This is a genomic window from Nesterenkonia sp. K-15-9-6 (assembly GCF_052656005.1).
In genome coordinates, this window is record NZ_JBQYEY010000008.1 from 1 (window position 1) to 25,826 (window position 25,826).

19 protein-coding genes are annotated in these 25,826 nt (G+C 70.0%); 4 read left to right on the top strand and 15 right to left on the bottom strand.

Features of this window, described 5'->3' with window-relative positions:
- Nucleotides 1-201 precede the first annotated feature (201 nt).
- From guaA to cpaB, 4 genes are all read left to right on the top strand, one after another.
- Nucleotides 202-1,752: a glutamine-hydrolyzing GMP synthase gene (gene guaA / locus SD455_RS06760; RefSeq protein WP_085437945.1), complete on the top strand. Its 1,551-nt coding sequence runs from the start codon at nucleotides 202-204 to the stop codon at nucleotides 1,750-1,752.
- 48 nt (nucleotides 1,753-1,800) lie between these two features.
- Nucleotides 1,801-5,784, top strand: coding sequence for a DUF4011 domain-containing protein (locus SD455_RS06765; protein ID WP_445507609.1), 3,984 nt, complete (start codon nucleotides 1,801-1,803; stop codon nucleotides 5,782-5,784).
- On the top strand, nucleotides 5,781-6,101 hold the full coding sequence (locus tag SD455_RS06770; protein WP_445507610.1) for a hypothetical protein: 321 nt from the start codon (nucleotides 5,781-5,783) through the stop codon (nucleotides 6,099-6,101). The genes SD455_RS06765 and SD455_RS06770 overlap by 4 nt, the downstream gene beginning before the upstream one ends.
- A gap of 360 nt (nucleotides 6,102-6,461) precedes the next feature.
- Nucleotides 6,462-7,079 carry a Flp pilus assembly protein CpaB gene (gene cpaB / locus SD455_RS06775; protein ID WP_311025985.1) on the top strand — a complete coding sequence of 206 codons (618 nt, stop codon included), beginning with the start codon at nucleotides 6,462-6,464 and terminating at the stop codon, nucleotides 7,077-7,079.
- Between the two features lie 29 nt (nucleotides 7,080-7,108).
- Here the strand turns inward: cpaB and SD455_RS06780 are convergent, their stop codons facing one another.
- From SD455_RS06780 to SD455_RS06850, 15 genes are all read right to left on the bottom strand, one after another.
- On the bottom strand, nucleotides 7,109-7,375 hold the full coding sequence (locus tag SD455_RS06780) for an FmdB family zinc ribbon protein (protein ID WP_070159051.1): 267 nt from the start codon (nucleotides 7,373-7,375) through the stop codon (nucleotides 7,109-7,111).
- A 103-nt stretch (nucleotides 7,376-7,478) separates the two neighbouring features.
- Nucleotides 7,479-8,090, bottom strand: a complete 612-nt coding sequence (locus SD455_RS06785) for a 5-formyltetrahydrofolate cyclo-ligase (RefSeq protein WP_445507611.1) — start codon at nucleotides 8,088-8,090, stop codon at nucleotides 7,479-7,481.
- Between the two features lie 150 nt (nucleotides 8,091-8,240).
- A complete protein-coding gene (locus SD455_RS06790; protein ID WP_311025983.1) occupies nucleotides 8,241-9,386 on the bottom strand; it encodes a phosphotransferase family protein in 1,146 nt (381 codons plus the stop codon).
- Entirely contained in the window at nucleotides 9,383-10,798 is a 1,416-nt protein-coding gene (locus SD455_RS06795; protein ID WP_445507612.1) for a phosphotransferase, read from the bottom strand. The genes SD455_RS06790 and SD455_RS06795 overlap by 4 nt, the downstream gene beginning before the upstream one ends.
- Nucleotides 10,795-12,711 (bottom strand): ABC transporter ATP-binding protein, encoded by a 1,917-nt coding sequence (locus SD455_RS06800; RefSeq protein ID WP_085437771.1) that lies wholly within the window; start codon nucleotides 12,709-12,711, stop codon nucleotides 10,795-10,797. Before SD455_RS06800 ends, SD455_RS06795 begins: the two co-directional genes overlap by 4 nt.
- Entirely contained in the window at nucleotides 12,708-13,958 is a 1,251-nt protein-coding gene (locus tag SD455_RS06805) for a glycosyltransferase family 4 protein (protein WP_445507613.1), read from the bottom strand. Before SD455_RS06805 ends, SD455_RS06800 begins: the two co-directional genes overlap by 4 nt.
- Nucleotides 13,955-15,226 carry a glycosyltransferase family 4 protein gene (locus SD455_RS06810; RefSeq protein ID WP_445507614.1) on the bottom strand — a complete coding sequence of 424 codons (1,272 nt, stop codon included), beginning with the start codon at nucleotides 15,224-15,226 and terminating at the stop codon, nucleotides 13,955-13,957. Before SD455_RS06810 ends, SD455_RS06805 begins: the two co-directional genes overlap by 4 nt.
- A gap of 84 nt (nucleotides 15,227-15,310) precedes the next feature.
- Complete coding sequence (locus tag SD455_RS06815) at nucleotides 15,311-16,231, bottom strand: carbohydrate kinase family protein (RefSeq protein ID WP_445507615.1); 921 nt, start codon at nucleotides 16,229-16,231, stop codon at nucleotides 15,311-15,313.
- A 15-nt stretch (nucleotides 16,232-16,246) separates the two neighbouring features.
- On the bottom strand, nucleotides 16,247-17,689 hold the full coding sequence (locus tag SD455_RS06820; RefSeq protein ID WP_445507616.1) for a GH32 C-terminal domain-containing protein: 1,443 nt from the start codon (nucleotides 17,687-17,689) through the stop codon (nucleotides 16,247-16,249).
- A 48-nt stretch (nucleotides 17,690-17,737) separates the two neighbouring features.
- Complete coding sequence (locus SD455_RS06825; protein ID WP_445507617.1) at nucleotides 17,738-19,354, bottom strand: ABC transporter substrate-binding protein; 1,617 nt, start codon at nucleotides 19,352-19,354, stop codon at nucleotides 17,738-17,740.
- Nucleotides 19,355-19,405: 51 nt separating this feature from the next.
- The gene (locus SD455_RS06830; RefSeq protein WP_083277740.1) at nucleotides 19,406-20,377 is read right to left on the bottom strand and encodes a carbohydrate ABC transporter permease; all 972 of its coding nucleotides are present in this window, start codon (nucleotides 20,375-20,377) and stop codon (nucleotides 19,406-19,408) included.
- 11 nt (nucleotides 20,378-20,388) lie between these two features.
- Nucleotides 20,389-21,222, bottom strand: a complete 834-nt coding sequence (locus tag SD455_RS06835) for an ABC transporter permease (protein ID WP_237090135.1) — start codon at nucleotides 21,220-21,222, stop codon at nucleotides 20,389-20,391.
- A 128-nt stretch (nucleotides 21,223-21,350) separates the two neighbouring features.
- Nucleotides 21,351-22,400, bottom strand: coding sequence for a LacI family DNA-binding transcriptional regulator (locus SD455_RS06840; RefSeq protein WP_070162009.1), 1,050 nt, complete (start codon nucleotides 22,398-22,400; stop codon nucleotides 21,351-21,353).
- 135 nt (nucleotides 22,401-22,535) lie between these two features.
- Entirely contained in the window at nucleotides 22,536-23,972 is a 1,437-nt protein-coding gene (locus SD455_RS06845; protein ID WP_445507618.1) for a glycoside hydrolase family 32 protein, read from the bottom strand.
- Nucleotides 23,973-24,269: 297 nt separating this feature from the next.
- Nucleotides 24,270-25,802: a glycoside hydrolase family 32 protein gene (locus SD455_RS06850; RefSeq protein WP_085437774.1), complete on the bottom strand. Its 1,533-nt coding sequence runs from the start codon at nucleotides 25,800-25,802 to the stop codon at nucleotides 24,270-24,272.
- Nucleotides 25,803-25,826 lie beyond the last annotated feature (24 nt).

Genomic DNA, 25,826 nt, shown 5'->3' on the forward strand with positions numbered 1-25,826 from the left:
TCTGTATCCGTTCCTGCAGAAGTACTTCGTGCGGGGGATCATGCTGGGCTCCGTCAAACAGTGAGGACGCCCGACGGTGCCCCGCGGTCAGTGCCCAGCAGGGAGTGCCCAGCAGGGGTGGGGAGTCACCGGTAGGATGGTCGGGTGACATCTGAGAGCCCCGCCCCCGCCGCCGAACGCCCGGCCCACAGCGCGCAGACCGTGCTGGTGGTCGACTACGGCGCCCAGTACGCCCAGCTGATCGCCCGCCGCGTCCGTGAGGCGCGCGTCTACTCCGAGGTCGTCCCGCACACGCTCTCGGCCCAGGAGATCATCGATCGTCGCCCCTCGGCGGTCATCCTCTCCGGCGGCCCCTCCAGCGTGTACGCCGAGGGCGCCCCGGCGGTGGAGTCCGCGCTCTTCGAGGCCGGCATCCCCGTGCTCGGGATCTGCTACGGATTCCAGGCCATGGCCCACGCCCTGGGCGGGGAGGTCGCCCGCACCGGCGATCGTGAGTACGGCAAGACGGAGGTGCGCTCCACCACGGCGCCGCACTCGCTGCTGGACGGCACCGACACGGTGCAGACCACCTGGATGTCCCATTCGGACTCGGTGCAGCGTGCACCGGAGGGCTTCGAGGTCCTGGCCTGCTCCGACGGCGCCCCTGTGGCGGCCTTCGCCGACGAGGCGCGTCGGCTCTACGGCGTCCAGTGGCACCCGGAGGTCAAGCACTCCCCGCAGGGCCAGCGGGTGCTGGAGAACTTCCTCTACGACGGCGCCGGCCTGACCCCGGAGTGGACCACCGGCAACATCGTCGAGGAGCAGGTCGCGGCGATCCGCGAGCAGGTCGGCGACGCCCGGGTCATCTGTGGGCTCTCCGGCGGCGTCGACTCCGCCGTCGCCGCCGCCCTGGTCCAGAAGGCCGTCGGCGAGCAGCTGACCTGTGTGTTCATCGATCACGGACTGCTGCGTGAGGGCGAGGCCGATCAGGTGGAGCGGGACTTCGTCGCCGCCACCGGGGCGAAGCTGCATGTGGCCGACGAGCGTGACCGCTTCCTCGGCGCTCTGGCCGGGGTGACGGATCCGGAGCAGAAGCGCAAGATCATCGGCCGCGAGTTCATCCGCGCCTTCGAGGCCGCGGAGGCCGCCGTGCTGCAGGAGGCCGCCGCCGAGGGTGCTCGCGTGGAGTTCCTCGTCCAGGGCACCCTCTACCCCGACGTCGTCGAGTCCGGCGGCGGCGAGGGTGCGGCCAACATCAAGTCTCACCACAATGTGGGCGGGCTGCCCGAGGACATGCAGTTCAAGCTCGTCGAGCCGCTGCGCAGCCTCTTCAAGGACGAGGTGCGTGCCGTGGGCGCCGAGCTGGGGCTGCCCGCGGAGATCGTCCAGCGCCAGCCGTTCCCGGGGCCGGGGCTGGGCATCCGTATCATCGGAGAGGTCACCGCCGAGCGTCTGGACATCCTGCGCCGCGCCGACGCCATCGCCCGTGAGGAGCTCACCGCCGCGGGCCTGGACGGCGAGGTCTGGCAGATGCCCGTGGTGCTTCTCGCCGATGTTCGCTCAGTGGGCGTCCAGGGTGACGGTCGCACCTATGGGCACCCGGTCGTGCTGCGACCGGTCAGCTCCGAGGATGCGATGACCGCTGACTGGTCGCGCCTGCCCTTCGACCTGCTGGCCCGCATCTCCAACCGCATCACCAATGAGGTCCAGGAGATCAACCGGGTAACTCTCGATGTGACCTCGAAGCCCCCGGGGACTATCGAATGGGAATGATCTAGCATCACACGTCCATGTGAAGGTGATCCTGCCGGAAGGTCAGAAGTGAGCAGAGACGAGTCCACGTCTGAGGAGAGGACCCAGCTGTCCGCGGAGGAGATCGAAGCCGCGGCCGAGGCCGAGGAGTCGGCCGAGGCGTCATCCGATGACTTCCAGCCGGCTGACACCTCCGAGTTCACGCAGAGCGAGCTCGCGGAGATCCGCACCTCGCAGGCCGACGACCCGGTGACGGCCTGGGTGGAGGCGCTGCACTCCGGCACGGAGAACGACACGATGCTGCGGTTCACCCCCTCCCAGCACAATGCCGTCGACCTCACCGAGTCGAACTCCTCCGGGCTCATGCAGCTGCTGGCCGGCCGACGGACGCGGCTGTCCACTCTGCTCAACGAATCCGGCGCGTTCGCCGCCGGACGCGAGGCCGCTCGAGGCATCCGCGCCAAGGTGCGGGAGATGGCCGAGGAGCGTGGCATCGACGTCGGCTTCCTCGCTGCGGGCATCGCCTCCTGGACCGAGACCACCGACGCCGGCGCCGAGCAGTTCACCGCTCCGGTGATGCTGGTGCCGATCACGCTGAGGCCCCGCCCGGACAACGACGACTACGAGATCCAGTTCTCCGCGCCCGCCCGGCTGAATCCCGCCCTGGCTCGCCACATGGACCGCCGGCACGGCATCACGCTGGACGCGGAGGAGTTCCACGCCGCAGGCTACGCCACAGCCCGCTTCGACCCTGTCCGGACCGCTGAGCTGCTCAGCCGCCTGGTGGCCGACTCCGTGGATGCCCTGCAGGTGTGGCGACAGACCTACATCTCCACCTTCGCGGACCTCGCCGACCTGGGAAACCCGGAGGCCCTCGACCGCGAGCACCCGGTGCTGCGTGTGCTGGCGACCTCCGACCGCCTGGCCGGACCCGAGGTTCAGGCCCCTCCGGTGGACGAGCGGGACCCCCGGGAGGAGAAGCTCGTCCTCGACGCCGACCCGGATCAGCAGGCCGTGCTGGACGCCGTCGAGGCCGGAGCCTCGATAGTGGTCTCGGCCCCTCCAGGGAGCGGCCAGACCCAGACGGCGATCAACACGGTGGCGGCTCTGGCCTGGACCGGCCGCCGCACGCTGGTGGTCGCTGAGCGCACCTCCACTCTGGAGGAGCTCCGCCGTCGTCTGAAGGACGCCCGGCTGGGGACGCTGGCGCTGCACGTGCCGGCCTCCACCACGGGCGAGGACCTGCGGGAGCAGATGGTGCGGGCCATCAAACGTGCCGAACGGGCGGAGCCCCCGCGCCTGGCCGCCCTGCATCAGCGTCTCGTGGACCGGCGGCATCAGCTGCTGGACCACGTGAAGTCCCTGCACAATGTGCGCTCCCGCTGGAACTGCTCGCCCTACCAGGCCATGCAGGCCCTGGCCGCACTGACCTCGCTGAACCCGGCGCCGTCGACCGCCGTGCGGCTGAAGCGCTCGGTGCTGGACAACACGGTGGACCGCAGCCAGGTGACGGTGAAGCTGCGTCGCGCCGCGGAGCTGGGCGCCTTCGATTCGGAGACCCGGAACAGCCCTTGGTACAACGCCCGGCTGCGGAATCGCCAGGAGACCGAGGACGCGATGGCCCTGGTGAAGGATCTCCGCGAGGAGCTCCCCAAGCTGAAGGCGCAGATGGAGGTCGCCACCGCGGTGACCGGCCTGAGGATGGGGGAGAGCTTCACCGACTGGCACGCCCAGGTGCTGCTGTTCCAGCGGGTCCAGGAGTCGCTGGGCCGGTTCAGCCATGACGTCTATGCCAAGCCGGTCGACGACCTGATCGCCGCCACCGCACCCGGCTGGTGGCGCCGCCAGCACGAGATCGAGATGAGCTCCATGGCACGCTCCCGGCTGCGTCGGGTCGCCAAGGAGTATGTCCGCCCCGGGGTGTCGATCAACGATCTGCACTCCTCGCTGATCGAGGTGCAGACCGAGCGGGAGGAGTGGTCCCGGCACGCCGTGGAGGACTCCCAGCCGAAGGTGCCCAAGAGCCTGGACCGGCTGGCCGACATGATCGGGCATGTGCAGACTCGGCTGGAGAAGCTGGTGGGCGTGCTGCGGCCGGTGGATCCTGAGGACGACGCCGACCGGGATCTGCTGGACATGCCGGCCGAGGAGATGATCTCCACGGTGGAGACTCTCGCCGAGGATGAGAAGCCCTTGGAGACGCTGCCGGAGCGCACCCTGGTCACGGAGCAGCTGCGTGAGCAGGGCTTCCGTGAGCTGATGGACGACTTCTCCGCCCGCGAGGTCCCCGCCGAGCGTGTCGCCGACGAGCTGGAGCTGGCCTGGTGGCAGTCCGCGCTGGAGGCGATGATCTCGGGCGACGACTACCTGGCCATGACCACCGGGGAGAATCTCCGCAGCATCGAGGCCGAGTTCCGGGCCGCCGACGCCGCCCATGTGGAGACCGGCGCGCAGCGGCTGACCCACGCGCTGGCGGTGCGCTGGAAGTCCGCCGTCGAGTCCCACCCGGAGGCTGCGGCCCGGCTCAAGGAGCTGCTGCGCGACGGTGAGCCCACCGTGACCGGGCTGGACGCCGTCGACAGCGCGCTCACCCAGCCGCTGGTGCCGGTATGGACCAGCTCTCCGTTGGGTGTGGCCGAGCAGTTCCCGGCCCAGGCCCGCTTCGACACGGTCATCCTGCTGGACGCGGAGACGCTGTCGGTGCCGGCCGCGCTGGGCCCGATCTCCCGGGCCGAGCAGGTCATCGCCTTCGGCGACCCCGTCTCCGGCACCCCGAAGCCCTTCCACGTGTCGGCGGATCCCGCGGCCCGCGAGGCGGGGCAGCAGGTGCCGACGTCGATCTTCGCGGAGCTGGCCGAGGTGCTCCCGCAGCACCGGCTGCGCCGGGTGCACAGGGGTGTGGACCAGGAGCTGACCGAGCTGCTCTCCGAAGCGCTCTACGAGGGGGATCTGGAGCGTCTGCCCGATGCCGCCCAGCTGACCGGGCAGGGCCGCCGTCTGGTGGTGGAGCACCTCGGTGACGCCCTGGGCCGACCGGGGGCACGCGACTCGGTGGAGTCTCCGACCGTGGAGGTCAACCGGGTGGTGGACATGGTCTTCGACCACGTGCGCACCAGCAAGGACCGGTCGCTGGCGGTGGTCACCGGCTCCGAGTGGCATGCTCGGCGCGTGGCGGATGCGATCCGGGTGAACCTGGCCAATCACAGCTGGGCGCGGCCCTTCTTCGACTCTGACGAGGGGGAGAGCTTCGTCGTCGCCCCGGTGGAACGTGCTCACCATCTGGTGCGGGACCGAGTGATCTTCTCGCTCGGCTATGGGCGCAGCATCAAGGGTGAACCGGTGCATCACTTCGGAGAGCTCTCCGAGCCGCGCGGCGAAGAGCTGTTCGCCGTGGCGACGACGCGGGCGCGCGGCGAGCTGACCGTGGTGACGTCTCTGGCGCCCGAGGACCTGGATCCTGCCCGGCTGGAGTCGGGAGCCGCTCTGATGCGGCGCCTGATCGAGCTGGGTCTGCGTGCAGAGGACAACCCCTCCGGCTCTGGTTCCCTGAAGGACCCGCTGGTGCTGGACCTGGTGGACCGGATCCGTGCTCGCGGGGGTCGTGTGGAGGACGGATTCCGCGGCACGCTGGATCTGGCGGCCTGCCCGCGGAAGATCAGCCCGCAGTCACCGGTGGTGCCGCTGGCGATGGTCTCCGACGGCACGGACACCTACGCGGCGATGAGTGTGCGTGAACGTTCCCGGCAGCGGCCTGCTGCCTTCGAGGCGCTGGGCTGGCACTATCTGGTGCTGTGGACCATCGAGGTGTTCTCCGATCCGATCCGCTGCACCGAGGTGGTCGCGGAGAAGGTGGGCCTGGCCGCCGGTCCCGAGTTCGCCGAGCATGGACGGATCGCGCTGAACACCACCGGAGCGCTGGCGGAGCGGCTGCCGCGCGACGGTGCCGGGGCGCGGGTTCGCTTCGGCGGAGCCGCCGACGCGGAGGACGAAGATTCGCATCGGCGTGCCACCACCTGGGCCCCGCCGCGGGAGCGCGGCAAGTGGGTGCGATGACGCCTGCGGCCGACGCGCCCGACGGCACGGATCTGGACGGCCCGGCTCCCGACGGCACGGATCCGGACGGGGCGGGGGCGCAGCGCTCGGGACGCCGGGGACGGCGTCGCGTGATCGCGCCCGCCACCTCCGGGCAGCCGGAGGAGACCGAGTCGCAGGCGTTCATCCCCGCCTCGCTGGAAGACTCTGCGCAGGACGATGCGGCCCCGGCCTCGAAGGGGGCGTCAGGCTCCGGAGGGACTGACCCTGACCGGAAGTCGCCCCTGAGCGCGCGGGATCGATGGATCCTGGAGCAGCGCCCACCCCACTGGGACTGAGTCCTCGACGCTGGTGGGGTGTTCCTCCACAGGTCCGTCGCGTGCGGCGCTGACACGCGCGACGATCCACAGCCTCGCCCGACGTTCTCGTCGTGTGGGTCTGTGAGCGACAGGGTGGAGGGCATGACGCTCACCGCAGGACCTGCTCGCCTCCCACCGCCGCCGCGCCCCAGCGGATCCGCCGGACCCGCCGACTCCCGCAGCGCGGTCGCTGCCCGACGATCCGCGGGGACCGCTGCCGGCGCGATCACGCGGCGGAGCCGTCGTGCACAGGCCCAGAGACCGGGATTCCCGACGCCGCCCCGTTCAGGCGTCCGACGTCGCCCTCCACGGGTGGCGCGCAGGCTGCGCGGAGGAGGCTTGGGCCTCAGGCTGCGGCGTCTGCGGGTTCCCCTGGCGCTGCTCTGCGCGCTGGGTGCGGTGCTGGCCGGGCTCGCCTCGGGTGTGGAGTCCCGTGGGGAGACGGCGACGGCGGTGCGGGTGACCCAGGATGTCTCGGCCGGGGATGAGTTGACGGCCGCCGTGCTGGAGGAGGTCTCGGTGGACGCCGAGGCCGTACCGGGCGAGGAGCCGGTCCGCGTGGAGGATCTGCTGGGCCGCCAGGCAGCCGTCCCGCTGCCTCGCGGGGCGATGGTCCTGCCGTCGCAGCTGGTCGGCCCGGGGCTGCTGGCGGGCCAGCCCGAGGACCATGTGGCGGTGCCGGTGCGCCCGGCGGACACGGCGCTGGTGGGGATGCTCAGCCCGGGCCAGCGGGTGGACGTGATCCTCTCCTCCGAGTCGCTGGAGGACGGCACCTCCTCGCGGACTGTGGCCCGTGCCGCGCTGGTGCTGTGGGTCCCCTCAGGCGAGAGCGACGACTGGTTTCCGCAGGCCGGCGACGCCGGTCAGGTGCTGGTCGTCGGGGTGGATCCGTCCACGGCCCAGGACATCGCGCAGGCAGCCCACGAGGGGCGTCTGCATCTGAGCCTGGTGGGGTGAGGGCAGGCCCGACGTCGAGGGCCGGTGCCTCAGTCGGCCGTGGCGGAGGCCGCAGCGGGCTTGGGCGCCGAGGAGGAGCTGGAGGAGGGGCTGGAGGACGACTCGGAGCTGGAGGAGGAGCCGCGCGAGTCGGTGCGGTAGAAGCCCGATCCCTTGAAGGTCACCCCCACGCTGCCGAACTTCTTGCGCAGTGTGCCCGAGCACTCCGGGCACACGGTCAGCGAGTCGTCGCTGAACGACTGGACGATGTCGAAGGCGTGGCCGCAGGCCTTGCAGGCGTAGGAGTACGTGGGCATCGGATTCCTCAGTCAGGGGACAGTCGGCAGGCTCACCGGTCGGGTGCCGCCGCATGGACATCTGCCGACCACTGATTCTATACCGCCGCGAGGCGCCGGCGGGTCAGCGGAGTCTGCGGAGCCCCTCGGGCGTCACCACCGCGTCGACCGCGAGGTCATGGGGCTCCACGGGGAAGGACCCGGCTGGCAGGACCTCTTCCGGTCCCACCACCGCCCAGGCGGACACCTGCTCACGCAGGTCAGCGGCCTCCACCTCGGCGAACATGCGGTCGTAGTAGCCGCCGCCCTGGCCCAGGCGATGCCCGGAGGTGTCCACGGCCAGGGCGGGCAGCAGCATCTGCAGCGGGCCCTCGGCCAGGACGTCACTCAGCGTCCGAGCGTGGCCGACCGGTTCGTCCAGAGGCAGCACAGGGTGGCGTCGTGTCTCGGACTGCGCGGCCCAGCTGACCCATTCCAAGCGGGGCACCGGATCGTCCGCGACGCGGGGGAGCAGCACCTGGCCTCCGCGGCGCAGATGCCGGGTCAGGAACGGCCGGACATCGGGTTCGTGGGCCATCGGAAGATACGCGGCCACGCGTGCCCGGGCCGGCACATGCTCCTCGAGCACCCGTCCCAGAGCCTCCGCGCGGCGAGCACTCTCGGTGACGTCGAGGGTGCTGCGGGCTGATCGGATCCGCGCCCGGGCCGCCTTCTTGGCCTCGGTGATCTCACTCATGGGCCCACCCTACGTCCTGGTCCAGACCACAAGACGGCGGCGGGCCGAGCGCTGTCCCCGGTGCGGGGACGACCACCGATAGAAACCGCCGTCGCGATTCATCAGGGAGACGCATCCCGACACGAGGGACACAGGTCCAGCGGCCCAGGTTCAGGTCGCCGGGTGGAGCTCGCCACGCATCTGGTCGGCCAGAGCGGCATACCGCGGACGGAAGGCGTAGACGCACAGCAGACGCAGCAGGCTGGCCTGCTCATAGACGGCCACGGCGTCCTCCACGGGAGAGTCCAGCACCCGGGACAGCTCCGCGGCCGTGCCGTCCACCGCCAGGAGGACCTCCTCTGCTTGGCCCGCGCTCCAGACGCGCTGGCGGTGCCGCCAGGTCGCATGCGCCCGCAGGTTCCCCAGGTCGAGCGCCGGGTCGGCGAGACAGGCGGTGTCCACGTCCAGCAGCCCTGGCCCCTGGTCGGCGGACCAGAGCACCTGCTTGTCGTGCAGGTCCCGGTGGGCGGGCCGCGGGGTCATCTGCGGCAGCCTTTGCAGTGCGACGGCGGTCGACTCCACGGCTTCGATGAACAGCTCCGCCTCCGCCTGGCCCGTCCGCAGCACCGGCATGGCCTGCTCCGTCCAGCGGCGCAGCACAGCGATCTCGTCTCCCGGGGCATGCACCGGCAGCCCGGATGCCGGAGCCGGGCGGAGCACCGCCTCGCGCCACGCCTCCAGGACCTCGCCCCAGGCCCGGGCCCAACCGGGTCCTGCGGCGGCGTCGTCCTCACTGACCTCATGCAGTCCTGCGCCGGCCAAGGCGGCGAAGGCCACCGAGGACTCGTCATGAGCGAGCACCCGCGGGGTGCGGAAGGGGCCGTCGAAGGTCGCCGCGCGCGCCACGCCGTCGAGGATGCTCTGGGCACGACCGGGCCGCACCAGTTTGCGGAACTCCACGGCCGAGCCGTCCTGGTGACCCGACGTGGTGCCGTCCGGGCTTCGACGCACCACGGCCCGTCGACCCGGCCGATGAGAGACGACGACGGCGCCGGGGCCACGCAGCTCCGTCAGCTGCGGCAGTCGCGGGTCGCTCCACGCTTCGAAGAGCTCCAGAACTCCGGTCCCGCTGTGATACCACCCGGCGCGCAGCGCTCCGGAGGTGTCAAGGGCCTCCACCGCAAGTCGTGTTCGACTCGATGCGGCCGGCGACCGCTTCTCCGGCCACACGCGCGTCACGGTCACCGGCCCGGCCTCGGTGTCCAGATGCTCCGGGGGCAGCGGCGACAGCGCCGACCCGGTGCGGGGTGCGCTCATCCGTGGATCGACCGCTCGGCCATGGAGATGCGCCGCGAGGCCTTCTGCGGCCAGTTCTCCTCCCGTCGGCGGAAGGGGTCCAGGGCGGCGCGAAGATGGGCGTAGGCCTCCCACGCGGCCAGGGACTCCTCATCTATGGGGGTGATCTCCCGGTAGCCCCGGAGGAACGCCTCCGCCAGCTCCACGTGGTCGGCCGCGCGGCAGGACGCCACCCAGGAGCCGACGTCGCGCATCGCGGGGCCCTGCCCGGCGCGGTCCAGATCGATGATCCGCACCCGGGAGCCGTCCTCGCCGGAGACCAGCACCTGGTCGGGGGAGAGGTCGCCGTGCAGCTCCACCAGCTCGGCCGACTCCGCCTCCTCCACCAGCGGGGAGATCATCTCGGCGAGCATGTCGGCCCGCTGGCCCAGCCAGGGTGCGATGAGTCCGATGGCGTGGACTGCCTCGGCCACATCCGGGTCGAGCACCCGGTCAGGAGCCTCGCCCAGCTCGCCGGAACGGACGTGGAGCTCCGCCACGATGGTCCCGGCGGTCTCCGCCGCGGACTCCACGGGGTGCTCCAGCAGGTCGCCCTGACCCCACCAGGGGGTCAGCAGGGCGGTGCCGCGGTCACCCAGCGGGCGCACCGGCTCCAACGGCACTCCGAGCCGACGCCACCGGTCGGCGGTCTCCAGCTGCGCGGCGGCGGGCTCAGCGGTCACCCGCACCACATGGGGGCCGCCGTCGAGCTCCACGACGGCGACCACCCGACGTCGGGGGTTGTAGCGCAGGACCCGCCATGGCACCTCAGCGCCGGCCGTCTCGGCCAGAGCCTGACGGGCCTCCAGCAGCTCCCGGGCCAGGGCCGGGTCCGACCACAGGGAGCCCGAGACCCGATAGACGGGCTCGTCCTGGTGGACGGTGAGGCGCTGGTCCACTCGCTCGGCGCGGGCCAGAGACTTGGCGTACTTGTCCTGGTCGCGGGAGATGACGGTCCAGCCGTGGTGCGCCGGACCTTCGGCGTCGACGTCCACCGGCTCCCCGCCGGTGAGGTCCACATCGGTGCGCTCCCAGGCCAGCACCACGCTGCGCTCCGGCTTCACCCGCAGGTGCCGGCCGCGCACCGGCATGCCCAGCCAGCTGGACAGGGCGGCGTCGTCGAGCAGCTGGGCCACCTGGTCCAGCTGGGCGATCTCGGCCACGGCGACATCGGCCTCATGCGCCTGCGGAGCGCGGATCTTCACCGGAGGCACCGGCATCGTGCGGTAGGTGGCCTGGGCGAGCTGCTCATCCGGATCGGCGGCGCCCGCGGGGATCTCCGGGGACTCCATGGGTGTCTCCAGCTCCTCCGGGGAGACCGCTCCGCGCGCCGCCTGAAGCGGCCGGGCGGCGTCCTCGGGTGCCGGCTCCGCTGTGGTTCGTGCTGCGCTCACGCATTCGCCCTCTCGTCCAGGGCGGGGTCCTCCGCGCGCTGCCGCGCGGCGGGCACACCCGCCGTCCCGTCGACGGCCGCCGCCTCGGGGCTCTCCCGGGGCGAGGTCTCCTGCTGGGTCGACGCCCAGCGAGCGACCCGGCTGGACTCGTCGGCGAGCAGCTCGTCCGGTGAGCCGTCCTCGACGATGCGACCGTCCTGAAGCCAGAGTATGCGGTCCAGACCTTGGAGGGTGCTGAGATCATGCGTGATGGCGACTGTGGTCCGCCCTCGGGTGAGCTCGCGCAGCGAGGCTTCCACCAGGGCGCGGGACGCCGGATCCAAGCCCGTGGTGGCCTCGTCGAGCACCACGATGGGGGCGTCGCGGACCAGGGCCCGCGCGATGGCGATGCGCTGACGCTGCCCCCCGGAGAGCGTGTCCCCGCGGGCGCCGAGCACGGTGTCGTAGCCCTGCGGCAGGGCGCGGATGAACTCATGGGCCCCCGCCCGGCGGGCCGCCTCCTCGACCTGGTCGTCGGTGGCGTCGAGCCGTCCGTAGCGGATGTTCTCCCGCACCGAGGAGGCGAACAGCACCGACTCCTGCAGCAGGATGGAGATGTTGCGTCGCAGGTCTGCCCGCCGCACCCGCCGGGTGTCGCAGCCGTCCACCAGCACTGCGCCGTCGTCGGGGTCGGCCAGCCGCAGGAGGTAGCCCGCCAGCGTGGACTTCCCGGACCCGGAGGGTCCCAGCAGGCCGACACGCTGACCGGCCGGGATGTGCAGGCTCAGGTCCTCGAAGAGCTCCCGGCCGTGGCCGTCGCGGGCAGTGACGCGGTAGAACGCGACGTCGCCGGAGACCCGCCCCATCGGCAGGGCGGGGTCCGGGTCGGTGATCTCCACCGGCTCGTCCAGCAGGTCGGCGATGCGCTCGCCGGAGGCCGCCGCTCGGGCGATGCGGCCGGTGTACTTGGCCATGTCCCGCAGCGGCTTCATCGCGATCTTCAGGTACATCAGGAACAGCACCATGTCCCCGGGGGTCATCACCCCGCGCAGCACCTGCCAGCCGCCGAAGCCGAGCACGACGGCGGTGGAGATCCCCACCAGCACGTCAGTGGAGCGCTCCAGACGGGCGGCGAGCTTACGGGCTCGGATGCCGGCCTTCAACGCGGTGGCGTTGCCTGCGGCGAAGCTGGAGGCCACCACAGACTCGAGGCCGTAGGCCTGCACCACGCGGATGGCGGCCAGCGCCTCGGCGGCGTCCCCCACCAGCTGGCCCTCGCCCTTGCGGGTGGCTCGGGAGGCCGAGGAGATCTTCGGGGAGGAGAACCGGGAGATCACGAAGTACAGCCCGGCGGTGACCAGCACCACCAGCGAGAGCGTGGGGTTCATGATGATGACCACCACGAACAGGGCGACCAGGGTCAGCACGTTGCCCACCAGCGGCAGTCCTGCGGTGACCGCGACCTCCTGCAGCCGGCCCATGTCGCCCACGAGCCGCTGAGAGGTGTCACCCACCGAGGCGGTGGAGTGGTAGCGCAGGGACAGTGACTGGATGTGGTCGAACACCCGGGTGCGCAGCCGGGTGACCACCTTCACCCCGGTCTTGGCGAACGCGATGGTGGAGACGTAGTTGCACACGGCCCGCCCCCCGACGATTCCGGCCAGCAGCAGCGCCCACAGCACCACTGTGGTGGTGACGTCCCCGGCGAGACCGGTGGTCTCGGCCAGCTGGGCGCCGAGCGCCTCGGTGACGGCGTCGACGGCGAACTTCACCGGCCAGGGCTCCAGGATGCGGAACGCGACATCACCGGCCAGGGCGATGAGCCCGAGGATGATCAGCAGCTTGTGCTCGCCCAGATGCGGCAGCAGCATCCGCAGGGTCCGGGAGACGGCCTGACGGTGCTGGCGGCGGGAGGCGGCGGAGGCGGCGCTCATCGGGGGCTCACCTGCTCGGATGCGACGTGCTCCGGAGTGGGCAGCAGCGCGAGCAGCTGGGCGCAGCGGTGCTGCCAGCTGTGCTCAGCGACGGCGGCGGCCCGCCCGGAGGCGGCCAGCCGGGCCCGCAGTTCAGGACGCCGGGCCAGCTGATCCAGGGCGTTGGCCAGGGCGTCGACGTCACCCGGGGCGACCAGCAGGCCGTGGGCGCCGTCGCCCAGGACCTCCGGCAGCTCCCCGACGGCGGAGGCGACCACGGCGACCTCGGCGGCGAGGTACTCGTAGACCTTCAGCGGAGAGAAGTAGTGCTCGGCCCCAGGGGAGGGCATCGGGTAGGGCGCGACCGCGACGTCGAAGCGACCGAGGATCTCCGGAACACGGGCCGGCGCCACCGCACCGTGGAAGTGGATGCAGTCCTGCAGCCCCAGCCGCTGGGCCAGGTCGCGCAGCGGGTCCAGCTGAGGGCCGGCACCGCAGATCTCCAGCCGCCAGGGGCGCGTGCCCCCGGCGTCGGCGGCATTGCCGGTGGCTGCGGCCACGGCCTGCAGCAGGATCTCGGTGCCGTGCCAGGGTTTGAGCGTGCCGACGAAGCCCACGGTGAAGGGGCGCAGGGAAGCATGGTGCTCGGCATCGGTGTCGGCATCGGCGCCGAGACCAGGCCGGATGCGGTCGGTGTTGACCCCGTTGGGGATGACGGTGACCGCGGCGTCGCCCTCCACCTGACGCACCCAGTCGGCCACCGGGCCGGAGACGCAGGCCACGATGTCGGCGGCGGCGAAGGTGCGGCGCGTGGCCTCCCAGGCGGAGGCCTCGTCGTGCAGGCTGCGGTGAGTCTGCTGCTCGGCGATGAGCGGGGCGTTGACCTCCACCGCGAAGGGGATCCCGGTGCGGGCGGCCAGCCGCGCGCCGGCGTCGGAGAACAGCGCGTAGCGCTCGTAGACGGCCTCAGCGCCGTCGAGGGCGGCCAGCTGGGCCATCTCCGCGGCCACCTGAGCCACGGCGGCCTCCCGCGCCGCGGCGTCCTTGGCCCCGGGCACCGGGACGACCACCACCGGCAGATCCGCCAGGTCCTCAGGGACCGATTCGGTCTCCGGCCGGCCCGGGCGGTCGCCGCGCTTGGTGCCGTAGACGGTGACCTCGTGCCCGTGCGCTCGCAGGGCGCGGACCATCTCCTGGACGTGGACGGAGGCACCCTTGGTGCCGAAGACACCGATGCCCGGGTCGGCGAGCAGATAGGCGATCCTCATCGGGCACCTCCGACTGGTGCGGCGGTGCGCTCCACGGGCACCAGGGCGCGCAGGGCGGCGGCCTGGCGGCGGGAGTCGAAGTGCTCCTCCACCAGAGCGCGCGCCCGGTGGACCATCCGGTCATGGACGGAGGACTCGGCCACGGCCTCCTGGACCGCGTCGGCCAGGGCGTCGGCCAGGGCGCCGACGTCGCCGCTGGGCACCAGCCACCCGGTCTCGCCGGGGACGACCACCTCGCCGACGGCGGTGACGTCGGCGGCCACGCAGCGGATGCCGCGGGCCATCGCCTCCAGGAGCACGGTGGGCAGTCCGTCGGCGTTGCCGTCGGAGCCGACCACGAAGGGGGCGACGAACACGTCGTCGGTGCCGAGTCGCGCGGAGACCTCGGCCTGGGTGAGCGGACCCAGCAGGCGGACGCGGTCGTCCAGTCCGAGCCTGTCGATCTGGGCGGTCAGGTCCGCGGCCAGCGGCCCGTCCCCGGCGATGTCGGCGGCGACGTCGACCCCGCGCGAGCGCAGCACGTCCACGGCCTCGATCAGCAGGCTGAAGCCTTTCTTCTCCACCAGCCGGCCCACGGCCAGCAGCCGGGGCACCCGCGCCGGGTCGGAGCCACGTGCGCGGTCCGGGGTGAAGGGGAAGCGCTCGAGCTCCAGGCCGTTGCGCACCAGCTGCAGAGTGTCGGTGGCCTCGGGGAAGCGGCGGCGCAGATCGGCCAGGTTGTAGCCGCTGATGGTGATCGCATGGTGGGCGTCGGCGAGCTTGGCCTTCAGGTCCGTCGGGTCCACATCCTGGTGGAAGATGTCCTTGGCGTGGGCGGTGAAGGAGTACGGCAGCCCGGCGATGCGCCCGGCCAGCCGCGCCACCGTGGTGGCCACCGAGGCGAAGTGGGCGTGGAGGTGCGTGACCCCGTGTTCGCGGGCCAGCCGTGCGACGGCGACGGCCTGGGCGGCGTCGTCATGGCTGTGGCGGCGCAGCTCCTCCCAGGCCTCGGCCACGCCCGACGCCGGCCCGGCGCTGAGAGCGTCCCACAGGCGGGTGGCCGAGCTGGGGCGCGGCACGTGCACCACCGGGGCCTTCACCCGGGCGAGCTCCGGATGGAAGCGGCTGTCCGTGGTGGGACGCAGGGAGAAGATCACGATCTGCTCGCCCTGGGCCTCGCGGGCCAGGATCTCCGAGACGACGAACGTCTCCGAGAAGCGCGGATACATCTTCAGCACGTAGCCGACCACCGGGGCGGGGGAGTCAGCGGACGGAATCGACTCGGACATGGGTGGGAACCTCCGGGGTGTGACGTCGTGACTCCAGAGTGGTCCTGCGACATGAGAGCACGATGAGAGCCGCGGAGGCCGGCCTCAGGTCAGGAGGAGCTCCCGCGGACCCGGCGGGTTGGCTCCCGCGCGAGACACCGCGACGGCGGCGCTGCGCAGGGCAGTCCGGGCACAGGCACGGAGACCCTGCTGATCCGGCTCGCCCCGTGTCAGAGGCCCGGTGAGATCAGCCTCGAGCAGGGCGTAGAGCAGACCGGACATGAACGCGTCTCCGGCGCCGATCGTGTCCACCACGTCCACGGCCGGAGCCGGCAGGGTCTCCTGCCACCGGCGCGTCCCGATGGTGCACCCTGCGGCGCCTCGGGTCAGGACGAAGACTCCGCCGCTGAGGCCGGCGTAGTGGGCCACGAGGTCCTCGACGCTCATCTCAGGGTGGAGCCAGGCGGCGTCCTCATCGCTCATCTTCACCACATGGGCGAGTGAGGCGATGCGTTCGACCCGCTCGCGCAGCACGCCCCAGGCGGGTGCCAGAGACGGTCGGACATTGGGGTCGAAGGAGACCACCGTTCCCTCCGGGGTGCCGCGCAGAGTCTCCTCCACGACGTCGGCACCTGGGTCCAGGCTGGTGGCGAGCGACCCGGTGTGGATCAGGTCGGGCCGGCCCAGGTCCAAGGACTCGGGAGCCCAGGTGACGTCGAAGGAGTACTCGGCTGCGCCGTCGTCGTCGAGCACGGCATGGGCCGTCGAGGTGCTGGCGGTCTCCGGACCGAGCAGGCTCAGCGAGACGCCGGAGCGCTCCACATGCGCCCGGACCAGCTCACCGGGCCCGTCGTCGGCGATATGGGTCGCCAGTGTCGTGTCCACCTCCAGCCGGGCGAGGCCGACGGCGACGTTCATGGGACTGCCGCCCGGGTGGGTCTCCTGCCGGCCGGTGGGGTCGGTGACGATGTCGACCAACGATTCACCGATCACCAGGACATGACAGTCTGTGGCCTTCTGGGGCATGGGAGTCCTCCTCCGTCAGTTCTGGCGCGTCAGGCGTCGGTACGGTCGTTCGGGAAAGACGAGCTCGGTGAACGTCACCAGCCCTCCGTCCACGGAGATCTCCACCACGCTGCCGTCGACCAGGACCTCCACCGCGACGTCGTCGTGGCTCGGGCGTGTGGGCAGCGGAGCCTCGTCGACAGAAGGGTAGGCGGGATGCACGTCCGGCCCTCCAGTGCGGGTCCGGTCACAGACGACGTGGCCGCTGGCGGCGTCGACGGTGAGACGCAGGCCCGTGGCTGGTGCCGATTCGGGCCCGCTGTCGAGGACAAACGTCGTCGAGTCGTCACCGGCGACCGTGGTCGAGAAGATGAGCAACCCCGAGGCCTCGTCTGCTGTCCGTTCCGGAGACTCCTCGGCGAGCACCAGACGCGGAGCATCGGCAGGCACGATCGGGGTCTGGCGGAGACGATGACGCCCATCCGGATCACGCACCAGGGAGACCTCGCGCACCAGCGTCATCGCGGATCGCCACGGGACGGTCGGGGTGACTTCCGCATACTCCCAGTTGCTGGCCCATCCGACCATGAGTCTGCGACCATCAGGCACGTTCGAGAACGACACCGCGGCGTAGCAGTCCCTCCCGAAGTCGAACCAGTCGAAGTCGGCGGGATCCTGGGAAGTGCTGAGCCTCTCCGGGGTGAATCGTTCACCGTCGAAGTCCCCGATGAAGTACTGCGTCCCCGAGCCCCCGGCAATCGCTCCCGGGTTGAGGCTCACGATCATGGCCCAGCGGGAGTCTGCGGTTCCTTCGACGGGCAGCTCGAACAGGTCAGGGCACTCCCAGACGCCTCCTGTGGCGTGTGCCGGGCCGAACTCCGAGGTCCGGGTCCAGGACCTCAGGTCCGGTGAGGTGTAGACGGCGACGCGGCGGTCAGTCGCTTCGACGACGACCATCACCCAATGCCCGTCGTCACCGCCGTACCAGAAGACCTTGGGGTCGCGGAACTCACCGGATCCGATGTCCAGGACCGGGTTCTCCGTATACCGCGTCCACTCGTATCCGCCGTCGAGGCTGTAGGCCAGGGACTGCGCCTGGCGGGGCCGTCCCTCGGGAGTGCGGCTCGCGGAGGTGTAGACCGCGACCAGGGCGGTCTCCCCGGGGCCGGCGAACCCGGCGGTGTTGCGGTGGTCCACCACGGCGCTGCCGGAGAAGACCATCTCCTCGTCGGTGTGTTCGATGGCCACGGGCTGCTCGTGCCAGGTGACCAGATCCGTGGAGGTCGCGTGACCCCAGGAGATGCTTCCCCAGGTGGAGCCGTGCGGGTTGTTCTGGAAGTACAGGTGGTACACGCCGTCGTGGAAGAGGAGCCCGTTGGGGTCGTTCAACCAGGTGTCGCGAGCGGCGAAGTGTGCTGCGGGGCGCCAGCCATCGGTGCCGGCTGAGGTTTCGAGGGGGACGGTTCCGGCCGTGGTCATAGGGGGTTCTCCTCGGGAGGGGGGGCATGTCATGGGTGCGGGGCCGGTTCAGGACTCCCCGTCGGCGATGTAACGGTCGTAGGCGCCCTGGTAGGCGTCGATGACCTCATCGACTCCCAGACTCTCAAGCTGCTGCAGGTAGCCGTCCCATTCGTCGTCGACGGTGCCGGTGGTGACCCAGGTGGCGAACTTCTCCAGCACCAGGGTGTGGATGTCGGCGGTGCGTGTGGACACCTGGTCCAACTCCTCATTGGAGAGCATCACCGGGGGGTAGGGGTCGTTGGCGCGGTGGGGCTCGTAGTGTTCGGCGACCAGCTCCTGGCGCTCCTGGGCCCGCGGTTCGGGCGCGACGACGTCCTCGAAGTCCTCGGCCGTGACGATGAAGGGGCCGCCCGGGGCGACGCGCTGACGGCGCTCGCCGGCGGACTCTCCGCTCTCCGGGGAGATCTGGACCAGCAGACCGTCCTCGTCCTCCTCGAGGGTCGAGCCGATCGGACCCCAGTTCGTCTGAGCAGACATCACCGGATCGTAGAGCCGGTCGGCCCAGCGCATCGTGGCCGCCGGGTACTGGTTGGCCCGGGTGATGGCCATGGCCCCGCGGTTGATCTCCTGATTGTTGGCCACACTGGCCAGCTGCTGCCCGTCGAGGCCCTCGAGGACTCCGACCAGCTCGTAGTCGTCGAGTCGGTCGGCGCCCACCATCTCTTCGGCCTCCCACCAGATGAAGGAGCCGAGGATCGGGGTGTTCGACTTGCCTTTGGCGAGATAGGCCACGTCGTCCTGCGAGAAGGACTCCGGATCGATCAGCCCGTCGGCGTACCAGTCGGCCAGCTCGCGGACTCCATCCCGGTATCCTTCGGTGCTCGCCGTGAACTCCACGACGTCGTCGCGCACGATGCGATGGTCGTTGTTCGTCGGCTGTCCGCCCAGGGCCGCGATGAGGTCGTGAGGGTTCGCAGCGAAAGAGTCGGTTCGGAACGACAGCGGGATCTCGTCCTGGGTGCCGCTGCCATTGGGATCCTCGGTGGCGAAGGCCTCGAGCGCCTCACGGTACTCCTCCACTGTCTGCGGCATGTCGAGGCCCAGCTCGTCCAGCCAGGTGGAGTTGATGTACAGGAAGTTCGGGTACGGCAGGATGCCGAGCTCCTCGACGGAGGGAAGCGTATAGATGTGGCCGTCGGAGGCGGTGATCGCCGCACGGATGTCGGGTCGTTCCTCCAGGATGCCGGACAGGGTCGGGGCATGCTCCTCGATCAGGTCCTCCAGGGGGAGCAGGGTGCCGTTGGCGCCGTTGGTGACGACTTCGGCGTCGCTCAGCCCGGTGTTGAACAGGACGTCGGGCAGGTCATCGCTGGCCAGCATCAGGTTCTTGCGTTCATCGTAGACCTGGCCCGTGAGGTTCTCCCAGGTGATGGCGATGTTCGTGTCCTCCTCCCACTGCTGCACCAGGTCCATCTCCGCGTAGTCAGGGGCGAGGGCGGACTTCGTCCCGCCGAAGGTCAGGGTCAGCGTGTCTTCGACGATCGGGAGACCCTCGGTGTTGAATCCGTACTCGTCAGAGGCGTCCTCGACAGGTTCGGTGCCTGCCGATGAGCCGCATGCCGTGAGGGCGACGATGGCGGTCAGTGCCGCGGTGACGGATGGCAGTGAGTGGTGCGAGCGCATAGCTGTTCCTCGAGTTCTCTGAGAAGGGGACAAGGTGGAAGAGGGGCAGGTTCAGTTCTTGACGGCGCCGAGCATGGCGCCCTTGGTGAAGTGCTTCTGCATGAACGGCAGCACGATGAGCAACGGGATCGTGGAGATGACGATCATGCCGTACTTGATCAGCTCTCCCAGGCGCTGCGCCGCGGCGTACGAGTCCAGGGCACCGGTCCCTCCGGCAGCGGAGACTTCGGACTGGACGAGCACGTTGCGCAGCACCAGCTGCAGCGGGTACTTGTCTTCGCTGTCCAGGAAGATGAGCGCGTCGAAGAAAGCGTTCCAGTTCGCCACCAGGTGGATCATGATCATGAGGAAGATCAAGGGCTTGGACAGTGGCAGGACGATGCTGAAGAAGAACCGGAAGTCGCTGGCGCCGTCCATCTGGGCGGCGTCCCGCAGCTCGCCGGGGACGTTGTTCTCGAAGAACGCGCGGGCGATGATGAGGTTCCAGACGCCGACGGCACCGGGCAGTACGACAGCCCACATGGTGTCCAACATGCCGAGGTCCCGGACCACCAGGTAGCGCGCGATGAGCCCGCCGTCGATGAACATGGTGATCACGAACAGCAGCATCAGGGGAGTGCGACCGTAGAGATCCTTGCGGGACAGGGCGTAGGCGGCGGCCAGGATGACGGCGACGCTGACGCCCGTGCCGACGACGGTGTACAGGACGGAGTTCGCGAAGCCGCGCAGAATGCCGGCGTCCGAGAGGATCTGGACGTACCCCTCGAGGGTGAAGCCGCGTGGCACCACCCAGACGTTGCCGTTGAGGATCTCCGAGGGTTCGGAGACCGAGGCGATCAGGATGAAGTACATCGGGTAGATGATGGCTACGATGGCCACCAGCAGCAGTCCGACGGCGATGACGTTGAAGAGCGGGTCGGCGTAGCGGGAGACGAGGGATCGGCGTGGCCTCGGCTGCGGGGCTGGAGACGAGGGGAGCTTCCGGGTGGGTGGGAGCGTGGGTGGTGCGACGGTCTGAGTCATGGCTTCCTTCCTCACCAGAGGCTCGACTGGCCGGCCTTGCGGGCGATCCAGTTGAACGTCAGCAGCAGGACGAGGTTGATGAGTGAGTTGAACAGCCCGATGGCGGCGGAGTAGCTGAACTGGGCCTGCTGCAGCCCCACGGAGTACACGTAGGTCTGGATGACTTCGGAGGTCTGCAGGTTCAGGTCGGTCTGCATCAGCAGGACCTTCTCGAATCCGAGGTTGAACAGGTTGCCGATGGCCAGGATGAACAGGATCGTGACGACGGGCATGATGCCCGGGATGTCGATGTGCCAGATGCGCTGCAGCTTGTTGGCCCCGTCGACGCGCGCCGCCTCATGGAGAGCGGGACTGATGGCGGTCAGCGCGGCCAGGTAGATGATCATGGAGAATCCGGCGTTCTGCCAGATGTCCGAGCCGATGTAGAGGGGGCGGAACCATTCCGGCATGCCCATGAAGAAGATCGGATCTCCGCCGAAGAGTTCGATGACGTTGTTGACCAGACCTGCGCGCGGGGAGAACAGGAGGTGGATCATGCCCACGATCACGACGACGGAGATGAACGACGGCGAGTAGAGGACGGTCTGGGTGAACTTCTTGAACCTCTCCGACTGCAGCTGATTGACGATCAGCGCCAAGATGATCGGCACGGGGAATGCGATCAGCAGTCCCAGCGAGTTCAACGTCAGCGTGTTCATCACCACGCGCTCGAACTGGAAGGAGCCGATGAATCGTGCGAAGTGCTCGAGGCCGGCCCAGGGGCTTCCGGCGAAGCCATCCGCGGGGTTGTAGTTGCGGAAGGCGATCTGGGCACCATACATCGGCCAGTACTTGAACAGGATCACGTGGATGATCGCCGGCAGAAGTAATACGTATAACTGCCAGGATCTCAGCGCCCGCCTCAGACGTGACGTGCGACGAGCGGCGCGTGGGGTGGATGATGCGCCAGGAGGACGGAAGGACCGGGTCGTGCTCATGGACTGACCTCTTGTGTGCGAGGGGCGGGGGAGGTGACGGAGGCGCGCTCGATGAGACGCCCCTGGGTGGGTGCCTGCTGGACGGTGTCGGGAGAGTCGAGGAGGAGGTCGATGGCTCGGTGGGCCATGGCTTCGAAGGGTAGCTCGATCGTGGTCAGGCCGGGATCGAGGTGCGGCGCCGTCGTCTCCTGGTTGTCGAAGCCGACGATCGAGCAGTCATCCGGCACTCCGAGGCCGCGCTGTTCCAGGGCGCGGTAGGCGCCCCAGGCGGTACGGTCGTTGGCGCAGAAGATGCCCGTGGGGGGCTCTGGCAGAGCGGCGAGGTCCGCGGCGTGGCGCAGTCCGTCCTCCACGGTTCCGGTGCCGTATCGGACGAGCTCGGGGTCGAAGGGGAGTCCTGCGGCCTCCAGCGCGGCACGAAATCCGGTGAGGCGGCCGATGCCCGCGGGGAGCTCACTGTCCGCGGGCTGGATGTTGATCATGGCCAGGCGGGTGTGGCCCTCATCGATGAGTCGCTGGGCGGCGCGGCGTCCGCCGTCGTGCTCGTCGGGGAAGACGCTGCTGTGTTCGCCGGCCTCATCCTGGGCGTTGAGGACAACAGTGGGCAGTCCGGCCAGAGCTGCAGGGACGGTGAGGCGGCGGTGGTACATCGCAGCGTAGATGACCCCTCGGACGCGGTAGGACTGCATCATGTCGATCGACGCGGTCTCGAGCTCCTGCTCGCCGAAGGTGTCCACGCTGAGGATGACGTTCCCGGACTCCCAGGCCTTCATCTGGGCGCCTTTCAGGAGGCGCCCGGCGAAGGGGGCGCTGGCGACCTCATCGGAGATGAAGCCGATCATGCCGGAGTCTCCGCTCCGCAGAGACTTGGCATGGGCGTTCGTCCGATAGCCCAGGGCCTCGACGGCCTCCCAGACGCGTTCCTGGGTGGCCCGGGCGACTCGTCCGCCGGCGACCTTGTTGAGCACCAGGGACACGGTGGCCTGAGAGACGCCTGCGCGCTCGGCGACCTGCCACATCGTCGGCGCCTGCCGTCTCGTCGCCATGTCGTCCTCTCAGGTGGAGTTATTCGTATAACTTCCATCAGACTAGAGGTGCCCATGGAAAGTGTCAAGAGTCACATCCACGATTGATGGTGCGGTGATGGAACTGTTCCACCCCTCGTCGGAGCCACCGCCACGTCACGGCACTGCCAGCTCTCGCACCGTGAGCCCGCGTGCTGTGGCCTCACCCCCATGTACGAACAGCCGTATCCCGTCGTCGTCTGCGAGCGGGAAGACCCGGTGAGAATGGACGACGGCCCCGTCACCGAAGAAGCACTCCACACTGCTGTGGTCCACCAGGATCCGGAGGTCCATCTCACCGGAGTTCCCGGGGATGGGAGTCTGTGACTCGCCGCCGACGCCGGGAGAGAACGTCGGCCGTCGGTTGACGTAGGCGAATCCGCCGTCGAAGAAGAGACCGGCGGCCACGTGGCGGCCCCCGCCCGGTGCCCGGCAGAGCTCGAAGCCGATGTTGGCCGGCGGATCTGCGGGGTCCCAGACCAGGGTGCACCGCAGCTCGTAGGCACGCGCGGCGACGTCGAGGTCCTGATGGCCGGAGACCGTGAGATCACCGAGCGCATGGGTGGCCGTCGTATAGTCCTCCAGGCCCGACGCGGGTGTGGAGAGGAGCTGATATCCCCCGTGCGCATCCGGAGCGAGCCGGATCTCGCGGACGATCATGTCGTCGCCGTTGTACCCGTCGGTCACCAGGCTCGGTGTGTTGTGCGGATAGTCCCAGAAGTTCGCCCATCCGATCGCGCGTCGAAGCGTAGGATCCTCGTCGCCGTCGTCCGTATGGGAGGCATAGGTGACGGCACCGTAGAAGTCGAAGCCCCAGTCGAGCCAGTGCGGCTCATCATGGTCCGGGGTGAACGCGGCGCCGTCGAACTCTCCGACCCAGTAGGCGTAGGTGGCCGGAAGGTCGCGGGACTTTCCGTTGGCGCCGGTGCCGAGCACCCAGTGCCGGCTGCCGTCGGAGGCCTCCATCTCGAAGATGTCCGGGCACTCCAGCAGCCCGATGTCCTCACGGCGGAACTCACCCACCTCCTCCCAGCGATGCAGATCCGCCGAGGCGTAGAAGCCGAGCCGCTGACCCTCCGCGTTGGCCATGAACCAGCGCGACCGCGCCGCGTCCCAGATGACCTTCGGATCCCGGAAGGCCTCCACTCCTGGGTTGGGCAGCACAGGCGCCTCCGGCCCAGGGGAGAACGTCCGGCCGTCGTCGGTGGAGTACCAGAGGAACTGGGCCTGGACACCCTCCGGGGCCTGCGTGACGAGTGCGATCACCGCACCGTCGCCGTAGCCGGCCGTGTTGTCCGCGTCGATGACCAGTGAGCCGGACCAGCAGTCGCCGTTGTCATTGGAGAACTTCGGGATGGCGACGCCCTGGTCGGAGAAGGCGACATGGTCAGTCGTCGTCACCAGTCGCCAGGACGTGCCGTGTCCTCCCTCGAGGTAGTCCTCGTTGTACAGGTAGTAGTACAGGTACTCCCCGTTGAGGAAGATTGGACGCTGAGGGTCGTTCTTCCAGTTGTCAGGAACGCTGAGGTGGTACGCGGGACGGTAGCTCTGCACGTCGGAACACCGCGCCTGGCGGGATCGGTCTGACGCCTGGTCAGGCCGCCTCGGGCTCGCGGACGCACTCGGCAGGCCCAGGACACCGCCTGCGACCCCGGCGGCAGTGCCGAGCGCTCCGCCCGCGCCCAGCAGGACGGATCTGCGATCGGGCCGGCTCGCCGTCGGGTCGGGAGTGCGTGTCTCGGCGTTCCGTCGGGAACGGTGCATCGGGTCGGTGTGGCGCATGGGAATGTCTCCTCTGGGATGCAGTGGGGCGGTGTCAGGTGCCGCAGGGCTGGCCTTCCGACCAGAGCGTCAGTCCTGGCAGTGAGTCGAGGTCCAGGGGTCGCGCATGGTCCAGCTCGGCGCACTGTGCAGCTGTGCTCCGGCGGAGAGACGCAGCTCGTGCCGGGAGGCGTCGGCTCGGGTCGGATAGACCCTGCTGGTGAGCGAGGCCCCCTCGACGAACAGCTCGATCGACGACGCATCGAGAAGCAGCCTCACCTGGATCCGGTCGGTCTCCGTGAGGACCTCGCCGGCGTGCGGCGATCGGTCAGTGGTGGGGTCCAGGCTCGCGCGACTGCGATCCATGGTGACGCGCAGCCCGCCGGGCCTGACGCGGTCCACGACGACGCGGGTCTGCTCTCGGCCGTCTGCCGTGGTGAACAGCAGGAGCTCGACGGATTCACCGACCGGGATCGTGACGTCGATCTCTGCGTCCACCGTCACCGAGTCAGCCAGGACGGTCGTCGTGCCGTCCTGCCGCGGGGCGGTCTCAGACTGCCGGAGGGAGGTGAGCTCCTGGACCGGCTCGACGCAGACATGCAGCCTCTCATCGAGCCAGACCCGACGAGGGGCAGCCATGGCTCCGGACCAGCCGGCCTCCCGCTGAGCGTGCTCGCTGCGCCCTTCCTGCATCCACGCCCACAGCACGCGGCGTCCCGACTCGTCGACGAACGTCTGCGGGGCGTAGGCGTGCCGCCCGCCGAGATCAAGCCGTTGGACGTGCTCGATGCGGAAGCGACGGCCGTCATAGGTGCCCACCGCGGCCAGCGGATGCAGCGTGACGCCTTCGTGCCACGCCGAGAAGATCAGCACATGGGGCTGACCGGTGGTCCCGTCCGGTGGACCCGTGCGGCCGTCGACGCCGGGAACCATCGAGAAGAAGTCGATGCACTCCCACATCGTGCCGGTCCACTCCGGGTCGTCGAGTGCGATCTCGCCGACCGTGTCCTCGGCCAGGGAGCCCAGCAGCGTCCAGTGCCGGAGGTCCTCGGACTCATAGAGGAACGTGCAGCCTCCCAGCCCGCGGCGGCCGCTGCCGATCAGCTGCCGCCAGCGGCCGCCTTCGCGCCACACACAGTGGTCCCGGAAGCCGGACAGCGGGGTGCCGGTCGGTGGGTGGTCGATGACCGGATCCGGCAGCGGTGTCCAGTGGTCCATGTCCGCCGAGCCGACGGCGAGGCAGGGGAGTTCCCGCTCCCCGCGCCGTCCGGAGTAGACGAGCATCGGGGTGCCTTCGTGATGCACCAGCACGCCGGACCAGCAGCCGTCCTCGTCAGCTCCTTCCCCGGGGACGAGGGCCAGCGGGCGCTCCTCCCATCGGACCAGGTCGGTGGAGACGGCGTGGCCCCAGTGGATCCGGTGATGCGCGGCGGACTCCGGGTTGTGCTGGTAGAAGAGATGGTAGATGCCGTCGTGCTGGGCGACACCGTTCGGGTCGTTGAGCCAGCCGGCCGGCGCGGTGAAATGGTACGTCGGGCGAAGGGGGTCTCGGGCTGCTCGGGCCCGCAGCTCCGGGGGCTGGGGCAGGGTCTCGATGGGCGAACCAGGCGTCGTCTGGGTCATGGATCCTCTCTCGGAGTTCACGGG

What these genes read in the sequence shown, in the direction of transcription:
- SD455_RS06800 (WP_085437771.1), bottom strand. Translation starts at nt 12,711, where the DNA reads ATGAGCGCCGCCTCCGCCGCCTCCCGCCGCCAGCACCGTCAGGCCGTC.
- SD455_RS06770 (WP_445507610.1), top strand. Translation starts at nt 5,781, where the DNA reads ATGACGCCTGCGGCCGACGCGCCCGACGGCACGGATCTGGACGGCCCG.
- SD455_RS06805 (WP_445507613.1), bottom strand. Translation starts at nt 13,958, where the DNA reads ATGAGGATCGCCTATCTGCTCGCCGACCCGGGCATCGGTGTCTTCGGC.
- SD455_RS06850 (WP_085437774.1), bottom strand. Translation starts at nt 25,802, where the DNA reads ATGACCCAGACGACGCCTGGTTCGCCCATCGAGACCCTGCCCCAGCCC.
- SD455_RS06825 (WP_445507617.1), bottom strand. Translation starts at nt 19,354, where the DNA reads ATGCGCTCGCACCACTCACTGCCATCCGTCACCGCGGCACTGACCGCC.
- SD455_RS06840 (WP_070162009.1), bottom strand. Translation starts at nt 22,400, where the DNA reads ATGGCGACGAGACGGCAGGCGCCGACGATGTGGCAGGTCGCCGAGCGC.
- SD455_RS06830 (WP_083277740.1), bottom strand. Translation starts at nt 20,377, where the DNA reads ATGACTCAGACCGTCGCACCACCCACGCTCCCACCCACCCGGAAGCTC.
- SD455_RS06815 (WP_445507615.1), bottom strand. Translation starts at nt 16,231, where the DNA reads ATGCCCCAGAAGGCCACAGACTGTCATGTCCTGGTGATCGGTGAATCG.
- SD455_RS06785 (WP_445507611.1), bottom strand. Translation starts at nt 8,090, where the DNA reads ATGAGTGAGATCACCGAGGCCAAGAAGGCGGCCCGGGCGCGGATCCGA.
- SD455_RS06780 (WP_070159051.1), bottom strand. Translation starts at nt 7,375, where the DNA reads ATGCCCACGTACTCCTACGCCTGCAAGGCCTGCGGCCACGCCTTCGAC.
- SD455_RS06810 (WP_445507614.1), bottom strand. Translation starts at nt 15,226, where the DNA reads ATGTCCGAGTCGATTCCGTCCGCTGACTCCCCCGCCCCGGTGGTCGGC.
- SD455_RS06790 (WP_311025983.1), bottom strand. Translation starts at nt 9,386, where the DNA reads ATGAGCGCACCCCGCACCGGGTCGGCGCTGTCGCCGCTGCCCCCGGAG.
- SD455_RS06820 (WP_445507616.1), bottom strand. Translation starts at nt 17,689, where the DNA reads ATGACCACGGCCGGAACCGTCCCCCTCGAAACCTCAGCCGGCACCGAT.